Here is a 12,028-nt window from a genome sequence, read left to right on the forward strand (position 1 = left end):
GCACGCACGCCCGCGCACAGTATCCCGACCGCGGAGCCGTCTGTCGAGCCGGCCCCGCACGCATAGGGGCGAGGTCTAGCGTGGGTGTCCCGTCGTGAGGAGACCCATGCTCGACCCCTGGCTCCAGTTCGCCGTCACGCTCGCCGTGGCCGTCGTGGCGGCGCTCGCGGTGACGGTCGCCGTCGCGCTCGCGACGCGGCTCGCCGCCCGCCGACGCGCGTGGCCCGCCGGTCTGGTCCGGCGCGCACGGCGCCCGTTCCGCGTGCTCGTGCTCGTCGTCGCCCTCTGGATCGCGTGCACCGTGGCGTTCCCCGACCGGGACTGGGTGCCGGCGCTCGACCAGACCTTCACGATCCTCGTGATCGTCGCCTCCGCCTGGCTGCTCGGCGCCCTCCTCACCTTCGCCACCGACATCACGCTCGGCCGGTATCGCATCGACGTGCCCGACAACCGGGTGGCGCGGCGCATCCGGACCCAGACCCTCATCGTGCGCCGCCTCGCGATCGCCCTGATCGTGATCGTCTCGGCCGGCGCGATCCTGCTCACGTTTCCCGCCGTGCAGGCCTTCGGCGCGAGCGTGCTCGCCTCGGCGGGCATCGCGTCGATCATCGCGGGCCTGGCCGCGCAGTCGGTGCTGGCGAACATCATCGCGGGTCTGCAGCTGGCCTTCAGCGACGCCCTGCGCGTCGACGACGTCGTCGTGGTCGAGGGCGAATGGGGCCGGGTCGGCGAGATCACGCTGAGCTATGTCGTGCTCGACCTCTGGGACGATCGCCGGCTCGTGCTCCCGTGCACGTACTTCACGACGACGCCCTTCCAGAACTGGACCCGCGAGGGATCGGAGCTGCTCGGCTCGATCGAGCTCGACCTGGACTGGCGCGTCTCGCCGAGCCGGATGCGGGCGCAGCTCGAGAAGGTGCTGGCCGAGACCGACCTCTGGGACGGCAGGGCGAGCGTGCTGCAGGTCACCGAGGCGACCGGCGGCCTCGTGCGGGTGCGCATCCTCGTGACCGCGCAGGACGCCCCGACCCTGTTCGACCTGCGCTGCATCGTCCGCGAGGCGATGGTGTCCTGGGTGCAGCAGACGATGCCCGCGGCGCTGCCGGTGCAGCGGGTGCTCATGACCGAGCACGAGGAGAATCCGACCGCGGAGCCGACGCAGACCGCCGAGGTGGGGCTGTTCACCGGCAGCGCCGAGGCGGAGGCGCGCGCGAGCACGTTCACACAGGCCATCCCCGTCGTGACGCCCTCGGCCGAGGGCCCGGACGACGCCGACCCCTCGCTCCCCCGGCCCCGGAGCGTCTAGGCTCCGGGGCCGGGCCCGATCCGGGCGCGGTCGCCCGCCGGCGAGCAGCCGCGTCCGATCACCCGGCGCCGCCCGTCGCGCGCTCGGGCGGCCCGATGCGCACCGCGCCGCGGAACCGGTCCCCCTCCCACGCGGCCATGTCCTCGAGCGCGTCGTCGGGAACCGGCAGCAGATGCGCGTCGACCCAGGTCTCCCCCGCCGCCACGTGCACCCACGGGTCCTCGACCACGACCGCTCCGGGCAGCGTGCCGTGCGCGAGCACCCAGTGCGGAACGGGGAAGCCCTGCATCGTCGCGAGCGAGATCAGGAGCAGCACCTGCTCGCCCTTCCCGAGCGCCGCACGCAGACGGGGGACCGAGAGGCGCTCCGCGTCGATGGGCACGCCCAGGCGCCCGGCCTCCGCGCGCGACTCGCGCTGCAGCACGGCCCGCCACTCGCGATCCGCCTCGGGGTAGACCTCGAGGATCACCGGACGATCCACGTCGAGGGCGATCGTCACCGGGGAGGCCGGCCAGGCCCGCCGCACCGCCACGCCGAGGCCCACCGGCTCGCACGCGTTGAAGTTGGTGGCGGCGCGCCAGAGCGTGAGCTCCGCGGGACGGTCGATCTCGGCGCGGTCCACGGCGCCGGCCTGCACCTGCGCGACCAGCGCCACGACGGCGCCGCAGGAGAAGTCGGTGGTCTGCCGGTAGTACGGCGGCTCGACGACCGCCGCGCCGCCCAGCCACCGCACGTAGCCGGTGGTGAGGCCGCCCGTGTCGCCGGCATCGGCGAGCGGCGCCTGGAGCGGCGCGAAGCCGGCGCGCGCCGCATCCGCTGCCGTGACGGTCCAGCCCTCCCACTTGACCTGCGCGCAGCCCTCGGTCCGGGCAAGGGCCACCACCGCCTCGACCACGGCGGCCACGTCGCCGACCGCGTCGACGACCTTCAGGTAGGCCGTGTGCGGGCGCGCGGTCACGAGCGCCGCCCCCGACCAGCCGTCCGGGCCGGTGACGGCGACCAGACGCGGCGCATGCACGCCGCGATCGGCGGAACGCCACCGCTCGAGCACCCCGGCCGGCACGAGCGGCACGAGCGGCTCAGGCACGTCGTCGGGGACGAACGGGACGACGAGGGTCTCGCCTAGGCGGCCAGATGGCATTCCACACTCCTCGTGGGACTCAGGCGGACGATCGGCGGCGCCTCCCGGGCGCAGACGTCTCGGGCGATCGGGCAGCGCGTGCGGAAGCGGCATCCGCTGGGCAGGTGGACCGGGCTCGGAGGCTCGCCGCCCAGGACGATCCGCTCGCGTGCGACGCGCGGGTCGGGCACGGGCGATGCCGCGATGAGAGCCCGGGTGTACGGATGCCGCGGGTCGTCGAACACCTCGTCCACCGCTCCAGTCTCGACCATGCGACCGAGGTACATCACCCCCACACGCTGGGCGATGTGACGCACGACCGGCAGCCCGTGCCCGATGAACAGGTAGGCGAGCCCCATGCTCTCCCGCAGATCGGCGAACAGGTTGACGATCTGCGCCTGCACCGAAACGTCGAGGGCCGAGACCGCCTCGTCGGCGAGCACGAGCCGCGGTCGCAGCGCGATGGCGCGCGCGATGCTCACCCGCTGCCGCTGCCCGCCCGACAGCGCGCGCGGGCGCGATGCCCGACGCGAGGGGTCGAGGCCGACCGAGCGGAACAGCTCGTCGACCCGATCGTCGAGCTCGCTGCCGCGCAGCCCGCCGAGGACCGCGAGGGGCTCGGCGACGATCGCGCCCGCCGTCAGACGGGGGTTCAGCGATCCGAGCGGATCCTGGAACACGGCCTGCATGCTCGGACGCACCCGGCGCAGCGCAGCGCCGCGGAGCCCGGTGACGTCGCGACCGTCGAACCGGACGGCGCCGGAGGTCACGTCGATCAGACGGAGGGCCGCCCGACCGAGGGTGGACTTTCCCGAGCCGGACTCGCCGACCAGCGCGAACGTCTCGGACGGCAGGATGTCCAGACTCACCCCGTCGACGGCACGCACGTGGCCGCGGGTCCCGCGCCGGCCGCGTCCGGCGGCCACCGGGTAGTGCTTGGAGACGTCCTCGAGCGAGAGGAGCGGGGAGCTCATCCGTTCACCTCCATCGGCTCGCGCACACCGAGCGGGTGCCAGCAGGCGTAGCGGCGGCCGGGCTCGCCCACGGGCGCGGGATCGTCGGTGCGGCACCGGTCGGTCGCCAGGGCGCATCGCGGATGGAACGAGCACCCGGACGGGCGGGAGGCGGGGTCGGGGACCATTCCGGGGATGGTCGTCAATCGGCCGCGTTCCCCGGTGAGCGGCGGGATGCATTCGAGCAGCCCGCGCGTGTACGGATGCCGCGCGTCGAAGAAGGCGTCCCGCGGCGCGGCGTCCTCGACCACCCGGCCGGAGTACATGATGACGACGCGGTCGGCGATCTCGGCCGCCACGCCCATGTCGTGCGTGACCAGCAGCACCGCCATCCCGCGCTCCGTGCGGAGGCGGTCGATGAGCTCCAGGATCTGCGCCTGCACCGTCACGTCGAGGGCGGTCGTGGGCTCGTCGGCGATCAGCAGCTCCGGCTCGGCGGCGAGCGCCGACGCGATCATGACGCGCTGGCACATGCCGCCGGACAGCTCGTGCGGGTGGCTGCGCAGCACTCGCTCGCCGTCGTGGATGCCGACGTCGGCGAGCAGGCGGAGCATGCGTTCGCGTCGCTCGGCGGGCCGCAGCCCACCGTGCCGGCGGCGCAGGGACTCCGTCAGCTGCGACCCGATCGTGAACAGCGGATCGAGCGAGCTCATGGGCTCCTGGAAGACCATCGCGAGCTCGCGTCCGCGCAGCCGTGCGAGACCGGCCGCGTCGAGGACCTCGCCGGCGAACCGCAGCCCGCCCGACACCGCGAGAGAGCGATCCTGAGCGGTCAGTCCCATGAGGGTGCGCGCGGTCACCGACTTGCCCGAGCCGGATTCGCCGACCAGGCAGACGATCTCTCCCCGGCCGATCTCGAACGAGACGTCCTCCACGAGCGCAGGCCCGGAGTGGGCGTGCCGGGCGAGACGGACGGTGAGTCGTTCGGCCGAGAGCAACGGCTCTCCGCGCACGGGCGCGGTCATCGGTCCGCCCGATCGCGCAGCCAGTCTCCGGCGAGTCCGATCGCGATCACCGTGAGCGAGATCATGACGCCGGCGAAGGTGGACACCCACCACGACTGCCGCAGGAACGCCTGACCGGACGCGAGGAGCTGTCCCCAGTCCGGCACGTCCATGCGCGGTCCGAGACCGAGGAAGCTCAGCGCCGCGGCCACGAGGATCGCCTCTCCCACCGCGATCGTCGCGAGGGCGACGACCGGTGCGGACGCATTGGGCAGGACGTGCCGGAAGAGGATGCGCCCCGGGCCGATCCCGGTCGCGCGCGCGGCCTCGATGAACAGCCGGCTGCGCGTGGAGATGACCTGACCGCGCATGACCCGCGCGAACCCGGCCATGAACGCGGTGGCGACCGAGAGGATCAGCACGCCCACGGACGGCCCGGCGGCGGCGGTGATGACGAGGGCGAGCAGCACCCCCGGCAGCGCCATCATGACGTCGAGAACCCGCCCGATCAGGGCGTCGACGATGCCGCCGACATAGCCGGCGACGAGACCGACGAGGCTGCCGGCGACCACGGCGAGGAGGGTCGCTGCGACTCCGATCGTGAGCGCGGTACGGGCTCCGTGCACGAGCAGCAGGTAGACCGATCGGCCGTACTGCTCGGTGCCGAGCGGGGCATCGGGCCCGGGCGGCTGGAGCACTCGGGTCGGATGCAGTGTCTCGGGGTCCCCCGGGGCGAGCAGGCCGGGAGCGAGAGCGGCGACGGCCAGGACCAGCAGCCATGCCCCCGAGAGCCCGACGAGCACCCCGTCGAGAGTGGGGCGCCGGGGACGCGACCACTCGCGGGTGACCGAGCCGACCTGGGCGGCGACCGCGGCGAGCCCGCTCATGCCCGTAGCCCCGTCAGCGAGGGCTCGACGTGAGACAGTGCCCGGGGACGCGGAACGAGGCGCCGGCCGCGGGCGACGACCAGGCGCGGAGAACGCAGGACGCGCAGGTCGGACGCGGGGTCGCCGGGGACCGCGATGAGGTCGGCCGAGAGTCCCGCGACCAGGCGCCCGGTCACCGCGTCGAGGCCGAGCGCCTCGGCGGCGCGGCTCGTGGCGGCCGCGAGCACGGCGTCGATCGGCATGCCCGCCTCTTCGAGCGCCTCGAGCGCAGCGGCGTAGTCGCGATGCGAGGTGTGCCCGACGCCGGCATCGGTGCTCGCGATGATCCGTGCACCTCGGCGATGGAGCTCCCCGACGGGCGACACCCACGTCCCGGAGGCCATCGCGGTGCGCACGTCGGAGTTCATGGTCGGCGAGACGTAGACGGGGGACGCGGCGATCGCGGCGACGAGCTCCGGGTCGACCTCCGTGCTTCCGTCGGCGCACATGAAGGAGCAGTGCTCGAGCGTGTCCACGCCGGCGGCGAGCGCCTGACGGATGCCGTCGATGCCGTGACAGTGCGCGGCGACCCTCTTGCCGAGGTGATGGGCCTCCTCCACGACCGCCCGCAGCTGCCGCGCGGTGAACTGCGCACGCCACGGCGTCGAGCCGGAGGTCATGTACCCCCCGGTCGACATCACCTTGATGAGATCCACACCCATCTTGTGGTGCTGGCGCACCATCCGACGCGCCCCGTCCTCGTCGTCGACCTCGCCTCCCATGAACCAGCAATGACCGCCGGTGACGGTCAGCGGAGCACCGGCGGTGAGCAGCCGAGGCCCCTCGGCGGTGCCCTCGTCGACGGCGCGGCGTACCGCCACGTCGAGGTATCCACGAGCGCCGAGGTCGCGTGCGGTCGTGACACCGGCCTCCAGAAGCTCCCGGGCGCTCGCGAGCATCAGGATCACCTGCTGCACGTCGCTCTCGGACGTCATCCGCCCCACCGGATCGGCGCCCCCGTCGAAACCGAGGTGCACGTGGGCGTCGATGAGCCCGGGCATGAGGGTCAGGTCGCCGAGGTCCTCCCGTGCGAGTGGGCCGGGGTGCGCACCGGGGTCGAACTCCGGCATCGGCCCGACCCACTCGATCACGCCGCCGCGCGCGAGCACGCCGCCGGCGGCGATCGTGCGCACCGGATCGGTGTGCAGGAGACGATCGGCGGTGTACAGGACCGGGATGCCGTCTGGATGCATACGAAGCTCCTTCTCCTGCTAGCGCGTTGCGGTGATCGTGGACCGGATGCGGGGATCGACATAGGCGTACGACACGTCGACGACGATGTTGATGACGATGTACGCGACGGCGATGACCAGCACGATGCCCTGGATGACGGGGTAGTCGTTCGAGGCCACCGCCCTGGTGAGGAGGTGCCCGAGGCCCTGGCGCGCGAACACCGTCTCGACGATCACGGCGCCGGCCAGCAGGGCGCCGATCTGAAGACCCACGATCGTGATGGTCGGCAGGACGGCGTTGCGCAGCACGTGCCGGAAGAGCACGGTGCGCCGGCTCATGCCCTTGGCGTGGAGGGCCGACACAAAGCTCTCTCCCATCACCTCGAGCATGTTGTTGCGCACCAGCCGGGTGACCACCCCCGCCGACGAGAGCCCGAGCGCGAGCGCGGGCAGGATCAGACGCTCGATGCCCTCCGTGCCGGTGGCCGGCAGCAGCTGGAGCTGAAACGAGACCAGCATGATGAGCATGAGTCCGATCCAGAACGACGGCATCGAGGTGCCGAGCAGGCTGAACACGCGGATGGCGCCGTCGAGCGGGGTGTTCGGGAAGGCGGCGGCGAGGGTGCCGCACACGATTCCCGCGACGGCGGTGAACACGGTCGCCGCGAGCGCGAGCTGGAGCGTCGGCAGGAACTGCTCGGCGATCATCCCGGCCACCGGCTGTCGCGTGGTGAACGAGGTGCCCAGGTCGCCGGTGAGCGCCGCGGCGAGGAAGTCGACGTACTGCACCAGCACGGGTCGCTCCAGGCCGAACTGCTCACGCAGCTCCGCGATGCGCTCGGGGGTCGCCGGGGAGCCTGCGAGCATCGCCTGCACCGGGTCGCCGGGGACGAGCCGCAGGATCAGGAAGATGACCACAGACACCCCGAGGATCGTGGGCACCGCGGCGAGCACGCGCTTCAGCGTCACTGTCAGCATCCGGATCTCCTCTCCGTGGGCCGGTGCCGGGGCGCCGCATCGGGCGCTCCGGCACCGGCTGCTTCAGTCGGCCAGGTACGCGTCGTAGAACTGCGGATACGCTGCGGCGTCGAATCCCAGACCCTGCAGGGATGTCGCCGTCGCGACGCGGTAGGCCCCGACATAGCCGGGGATCGAGTAGGCCTCGTCGATCGCCGTCGCCTGGATCTCGCTGTACAGCGCGTCGCGCTCGGGACCTGCCGGCGTCTGCTCCGCCTGAACGAGCTTCGCGTCGAGGCTGTCGATCCGCGCCATGTCGAAGTACGACGCCGAGCTGTAGATCGTGCTCAGGATGACCGGGTCGACGGCGACGAAGCTCGTGGTGACCAGGTCGTAGTCGCCGGAGGCGTACGTGTCGGCGAGCTCGGCGCCCTGGGCGTCGATGATCAGCTCGACACCGACGTCCCGGAGGTTCTGGCGGAGGAACTCCACCAGTTCGAGACGGCTGTCATAGCTGGGGGTGAACTCGAGCACGGAGATGCTCAGGCGTTCGCCGTCCTTCTCGCGGATGCCGTCCTCGCCCGGCTCCCACCCCGCCGCAGTGAGCGCGTCCGCCGCCGCCTCCGGGTCGAAGGGGATCGGCTCGAGCTCCTCGTCGAAGCCGGCGGTGGGGGGCGAGAGGGGCGCGGTGGCGCGCTCGTACGCGCCGAAGTACGTCGCCTGCAACGCCGAGTCGATGTCCATCGCAGCCGCGATCGCCCGCCGCACCGCCGTGTCCTGCAGGAGCGGGCGGGTGACGTTGAAGAAGTACTGGAAGGCGGCCCCCGACTGCTCCTGCGCGTAGTAGCTGAGCGTGTCGTCCTGCTCGACGCCGGCCACCTCCTGCGCGGGAACGTCGCCGATGCCCTGGACGTCGCCGTTGCGCAGAGATCCCAGGCGCACGGTCGCGTCGGTGATGATCTGGAAGGTCAGTCCCTCCAGATACGCCGGCCCCTGGTGCTCGGCGGTCTCCGGGGCCCAGTCGTAGTCCTCGTTGCGCTCGAGCACGAGCTCGCTGTCCGCAGCGTGCGAGACGAAACGGAAGGGACCGGTCCCCACCGGTTCGGCGCTGAAGCCGTCCACCCCCGCGGCCTCCGCGGCGGTCGGGGAGACCAGCCCCAGGAACGGCGTGGAGAGGTTCGGGAGGAACGGCGTGTACGGGGCGGAGAGGGTGACCACAGCGGTCGACGCGTCGATCGCGTCGCACGACAGGTAGGGGCCGATGAGAGCGATGGCGTAGAGCGACGCGGTCTCCGGGGCGACGATGCGATCGAGGTTGTAGCAGACCGCCTCGGCGTCGAACGGGGTGCCGTCGTGGAAGACGACGTCGTCCCGCAGCGAGAACGTGTACTGCAGGCCGTCGTCGCTGATCTGCCAGTCGGTCGCCAGCCACGGATGGAGCTCGCCGTCGGGCCCGAGCTCGACGAGGGAGTCGTACAGCTGGCGCAGCGCCCGCGCATCCGGCGCCGACGCCGTGATGTTGGGATCGAAGCTGCCGAACGCGGTGGCGACGGCGAATGTCGCGGTGCCCCCCTCGACCGGCTCCGCCGCGGAGGTGCCGCCGGCACCTCCGGAGCAGGCGCTCAGCGTGAGGACCACCGCGCCCAGCGCGGCCGTGGTGGCGAGGGAACGTCTGACAGCGAACATGACTCTCCTTGCTTTCGGATGCCCGGAATGCGGAACGGAGGAACTCGGGTGGCTCGCATCAGACTGAATCAAATCGGGCGAAAGAGAGGAATCTGTTCTCGAATGTGCACGATAAACGCATATGAGAGCGGCATGATGCATGATTGGCACACGGCGATCGGATCCTGCCGGACGCCGGCGAAGGGACGGGCATGCTCGACGATCTCGATTTCCAGCTCATCAACGCCCTGCAGATCGCCCCTCGCTCCCCCTGGAGCGCGCTCGGCCCTGCACTGCGCACCGACGCGTCCACGCTCTCCCGGCGATGGTCGCGACTCACCGACGCCGGACTCGCATGGACGACCTGCTACGTGCTGCCGGAGCGCATGCAGGCCTACTCCCCGAGAGGGCAGCGGCTGCGTTCCAGCCATGCGGTCATCGAGATCCGATGCGAGGCGGGACGGCGCGCCGAGGTGATCGCGGCACTCGCCCCCAAGCCCGCGGTGCTCAACATCGAGTGCACATCGGGACCCCGCGATCTGACCGTCAACATCGCCGCGGCATCGCCCAGCATGATCGACGACTACATCACGGCGGAGGTCGCGGCCCTTCCCGGAGTCATCGCGACGAGCACGCGGTTCGTGCGCATCATGTACCGCGAGGGCTCGGAGTACGACCTCGATGCGCTGCGTCCGGCGCAGCGCGACCGGGTCGAGGAGGCCGGCCGCAGCGCGTCGTCGGAGGCGGCGATCGCCCCGTCGCCGCTGACCGAGCGGATCATCCAGTCGCTGCAGGCCGACGTCCGCCGTCCGGCGAGCGAGGTCGCCGACGAGGTGGGCATCTCCGTGCCCCTCGCCCGTCGCACGATGGCCCAGCTCGCGCGCTCGGACTGGGTGCGCATGCGCGCCGACTTCGCGCATGACGTCGTCGGCTGGAACGCGTCGGTGAACCTGTGGGTGACGGTGCCGCAGGACTCCCTCGCGTCGCTGGCATCCGGGCTGTCACAGCTGCCGTCCGTCCGTCTGTGCGCCTCGACCCTCGGCCCGGCGAACCTCGTGATCACCCTCTGGATGCGGGAGATCGACGAGCTCGACGCCATCGAGTCCCGTCTGCGGCAGCTCGCCCCGGACGCCCGCGTCGCCGACCGCTGGATGACGCCCCGCGTCGCGAAGCGCATGGGAACGCTGTTCGACGAGTCGGGTCGCCGCGTCGGCTACGTTCCCGTTCCGCTGCCACGGCTCGCCGCCGCCTGAGCCCCTCGTCCCGATCAGAGCTCGATGTCGACCGCCGCGCGCTCCGAGGCCACGGAGCGGACGTAGCCGCCGACCGCCTGGTGCGCGGGGTGCACCTGGTACGCGTCGAGCGCCTCGGCGTCTGCGAAGTCGGCGACGAGCGCGACGTGCCAGTTGCCTCCGCCCACGACGTCGGGGCCCACCGAGATGTCGAGGATCCCCGGGACCACGTCTCGCAACGCGAGCAGGTCGCCCGTGATCCGCTGCGCCTGCTCGGCGCGCTCGCTCGCGTCGTCGGTCGCGAGCTTCCAGGCCACGATGTGCCGGATCGTCATCGGACGGCTCCCTCGACGTCGTTCTGCGCCGCCGTCAGGACCGCGTCGCGCAGTCTCTCCGGGGCGACGCGCCAGTGCGCGTGAAGACGGTCGTCGATGAGGACGACCGGGATCTTCTCCCACCACTGCGCATACAGCGCCTCGTCGTCGTGGATCGACCGCTCGACCACCTCGACGCGGTCCGCATCCGCCTCGGACAGCTCGGCGAGGACGTGCTCGACGACCCCGCGCGCGACGTCGCAGAGGTGGCAGCCGTCCTTGCCGATGAGGGTGATGGTGGTCACGATCTCATCCTAGGCGGCGCGGCGGGGGCGGGCCTCTGCGGCGAGGACGACACCCGCGCTCAGCGCTCGACCGGGTAGCCCGCGGCGATCCATTCGCCGGTGCCGCCGTCGACGTTCGTCGCATCGTGGCCGTGCGCCTCGAGCGCCTGCACGACCCGTGCCGACCGGCCGCCAGCCTGGCAGATCACGTCGAACGCGACATCGGGCAGCTCGTCGAGACGCTCGCCGATGGTCGACATGGGGATGTTGACGGCGCCGGGCACGTGACCGCCGACGAACTCGTCGACCTCACGGACGTCGATGAGGGGCACGCCCTCGCGGTCACGCAGCTGCTGCACGGAGATCGACTTCACCGTTACAGGCTATCCGGAAACACGAAGCCCATCCGGAAACACGAAGCGCCCGTCCTCGACGGACAGGCGCTCGGTGTCGATGCCGCCTACTTCTTGTTGCGGCGCTGGTGGCGAGTCTTGCGAAGCAGCTTGCGGTGCTTCTTCTTCGCCATGCGCTTGCGGCGCTTCTTGATGACAGAACCCACGGAAAACCTCACAGATCAGCGGTCTGGGCACAGAGTGGCCTACGCCCGGGAACGAGGCACGAAAAAAATGCCTCGGATAAGTCTAGCCGACGTCGGCGGCCGGACGCTGCACGACCTCTGTGACCGCCGATTCCGGCACCCGATAGCTGCGGCCGAATCGCACGGCCGGCAGCTCGCCGGCGTGGACGAGTCGATAGACGGTCATCTTCGAGACGCGCATGATCTGCGCGACCTCCGCGACCGTCAGGAACCGCACATCGGGCAGCTCGGCCATGGATTCTTCCTCCCCCGCAGCCCATCGGGCTGAGGCAACTCTAGATCCTCCGAGCGACGCGTGTAAACCGCTGGGGCGTGTGTGGTTCCGGGGGCGCATCGCCGTTCCGGCACGAGGCGGGTCGCTGCCGAGGTGTCATAGGCGGCGCATAGCCGGAACAGAGCGTCGCCCTAGCCGTGCCGCGCACGCTGAAGACATGACAGACCGCACCGTTCTTCCCGCATCGCCGCAGGTTCCCCCGGCACCTCCCCTGTCTCTTATA

At 71.5% G+C, this 12,028-nt stretch carries 14 protein-coding genes; 2 read left to right on the forward strand and 12 right to left on the reverse strand.

The annotated features are described in order from the left end of the window. Positions 1 to 106: 106 nt before the first annotated feature. Positions 107 to 1,306, forward strand: coding sequence for a mechanosensitive ion channel family protein (locus GVL03_RS14490; protein WP_159501717.1), 1,200 nt, complete (start codon positions 107 to 109; stop codon positions 1,304 to 1,306). Between the two features lie 58 nt (positions 1,307 to 1,364). On the opposite strand, the gene GVL03_RS14495 is transcribed toward GVL03_RS14490, so the two are convergent. From GVL03_RS14495 to GVL03_RS14525, 7 genes are all read right to left on the reverse strand, one after another. Continuing rightward, the gene (locus tag GVL03_RS14495; protein ID WP_159501718.1) at positions 1,365 to 2,447 is read right to left on the reverse strand and encodes a peptidase C39 family protein; all 1,083 of its coding nucleotides are present in this window, start codon (positions 2,445 to 2,447) and stop codon (positions 1,365 to 1,367) included. Then, positions 2,429 to 3,400: an ABC transporter ATP-binding protein gene (locus tag GVL03_RS14500; RefSeq protein ID WP_159501719.1), complete on the reverse strand. Its 972-nt coding sequence runs from the start codon at positions 3,398 to 3,400 to the stop codon at positions 2,429 to 2,431. Before GVL03_RS14500 ends, GVL03_RS14495 begins: the two co-directional genes overlap by 19 nt. Next, complete coding sequence (locus tag GVL03_RS14505) at positions 3,397 to 4,404, reverse strand: ABC transporter ATP-binding protein (RefSeq protein ID WP_159501720.1); 1,008 nt, start codon at positions 4,402 to 4,404, stop codon at positions 3,397 to 3,399. The genes GVL03_RS14500 and GVL03_RS14505 overlap by 4 nt, the downstream gene beginning before the upstream one ends. Further along, a complete protein-coding gene (locus tag GVL03_RS14510) occupies positions 4,401 to 5,270 on the reverse strand; it encodes an ABC transporter permease (RefSeq protein WP_159501721.1) in 870 nt (289 codons plus the stop codon). Before GVL03_RS14510 ends, GVL03_RS14505 begins: the two co-directional genes overlap by 4 nt. Then, a complete protein-coding gene (locus GVL03_RS14515) occupies positions 5,267 to 6,502 on the reverse strand; it encodes an amidohydrolase family protein (protein WP_200847186.1) in 1,236 nt (411 codons plus the stop codon). Before GVL03_RS14515 ends, GVL03_RS14510 begins: the two co-directional genes overlap by 4 nt. 18 nt (positions 6,503 to 6,520) lie before the next feature. Continuing rightward, positions 6,521 to 7,459 (reverse strand): ABC transporter permease, encoded by a 939-nt coding sequence (locus GVL03_RS14520; RefSeq protein WP_159501722.1) that lies wholly within the window; start codon positions 7,457 to 7,459, stop codon positions 6,521 to 6,523. 63 nt (positions 7,460 to 7,522) lie between these two features. Further along, a complete protein-coding gene (locus GVL03_RS14525) occupies positions 7,523 to 9,124 on the reverse strand; it encodes an ABC transporter substrate-binding protein (RefSeq protein WP_159501723.1) in 1,602 nt (533 codons plus the stop codon). A 143-nt stretch (positions 9,125 to 9,267) separates the two neighbouring features. Between GVL03_RS14525 and GVL03_RS14530 the strand changes: the two genes are divergently transcribed. Beyond that, positions 9,268 to 10,356 carry an Lrp/AsnC family transcriptional regulator gene (locus tag GVL03_RS14530; protein WP_200847187.1) on the forward strand — a complete coding sequence of 363 codons (1,089 nt, stop codon included), beginning with the start codon at positions 9,268 to 9,270 and terminating at the stop codon, positions 10,354 to 10,356. Positions 10,357 to 10,370: 14 nt separating this feature from the next. Here the strand turns inward: GVL03_RS14530 and GVL03_RS14535 are convergent, their stop codons facing one another. The 5 genes from GVL03_RS14535 to GVL03_RS14555 all read right to left on the reverse strand — a co-directional run bounded on the left by GVL03_RS14535 (position 10,371) and on the right by GVL03_RS14555 (position 11,766). Further along, a complete protein-coding gene (locus GVL03_RS14535) occupies positions 10,371 to 10,670 on the reverse strand; it encodes a Dabb family protein (protein WP_159501724.1) in 300 nt (99 codons plus the stop codon). After that, positions 10,667 to 10,954, reverse strand: coding sequence for a glutaredoxin family protein (locus tag GVL03_RS14540; protein WP_159501725.1), 288 nt, complete (start codon positions 10,952 to 10,954; stop codon positions 10,667 to 10,669). The genes GVL03_RS14535 and GVL03_RS14540 overlap by 4 nt, the downstream gene beginning before the upstream one ends. Before the next feature lie 59 nt (positions 10,955 to 11,013). Further along, complete coding sequence (locus tag GVL03_RS14545) at positions 11,014 to 11,307, reverse strand: rhodanese-like domain-containing protein (protein ID WP_159501726.1); 294 nt, start codon at positions 11,305 to 11,307, stop codon at positions 11,014 to 11,016. A gap of 86 nt (positions 11,308 to 11,393) precedes the next feature. After that, entirely contained in the window at positions 11,394 to 11,492 is a 99-nt protein-coding gene (locus GVL03_RS14550) for a 30S ribosomal protein bS22 (RefSeq protein ID WP_003792170.1), read from the reverse strand. 82 nt (positions 11,493 to 11,574) lie between these two features. Then, positions 11,575 to 11,766: a helix-turn-helix domain-containing protein gene (locus tag GVL03_RS14555; RefSeq protein WP_159501727.1), complete on the reverse strand. Its 192-nt coding sequence runs from the start codon at positions 11,764 to 11,766 to the stop codon at positions 11,575 to 11,577. Positions 11,767 to 12,028: the final 262 nt, after the last annotated feature.

The organism is Microbacterium sp. 18062, assembly GCF_902706225.1.
Classification (GTDB): domain Bacteria; phylum Actinomycetota; class Actinomycetes; order Actinomycetales; family Microbacteriaceae; genus Microbacterium.

Bases quoted from the DNA above. Each gene is read 5' to 3' on its own strand.
- GVL03_RS14535 (WP_159501724.1), bottom strand. From the start codon at position 10,670: ATGACGATCCGGCACATCGTGGCCTGGAAGCTCGCGACCGACGACGCG.
- GVL03_RS14500 (WP_159501719.1), bottom strand. From the start codon at position 3,400: ATGAGCTCCCCGCTCCTCTCGCTCGAGGACGTCTCCAAGCACTACCCG.
- GVL03_RS14510 (WP_159501721.1), bottom strand. From the start codon at position 5,270: ATGAGCGGGCTCGCCGCGGTCGCCGCCCAGGTCGGCTCGGTCACCCGC.
- GVL03_RS14520 (WP_159501722.1), bottom strand. From the start codon at position 7,459: ATGCTGACAGTGACGCTGAAGCGCGTGCTCGCCGCGGTGCCCACGATC.
- GVL03_RS14555 (WP_159501727.1), bottom strand. From the start codon at position 11,766: ATGGCCGAGCTGCCCGATGTGCGGTTCCTGACGGTCGCGGAGGTCGCG.
- GVL03_RS14495 (WP_159501718.1), bottom strand. From the start codon at position 2,447: ATGCCATCTGGCCGCCTAGGCGAGACCCTCGTCGTCCCGTTCGTCCCC.
- GVL03_RS14505 (WP_159501720.1), bottom strand. From the start codon at position 4,404: ATGACCGCGCCCGTGCGCGGAGAGCCGTTGCTCTCGGCCGAACGACTC.
- GVL03_RS14490 (WP_159501717.1), top strand. From the start codon at position 107: ATGCTCGACCCCTGGCTCCAGTTCGCCGTCACGCTCGCCGTGGCCGTC.
- GVL03_RS14515 (WP_200847186.1), bottom strand. From the start codon at position 6,502: ATGCATCCAGACGGCATCCCGGTCCTGTACACCGCCGATCGTCTCCTG.
- GVL03_RS14525 (WP_159501723.1), bottom strand. From the start codon at position 9,124: ATGTTCGCTGTCAGACGTTCCCTCGCCACCACGGCCGCGCTGGGCGCG.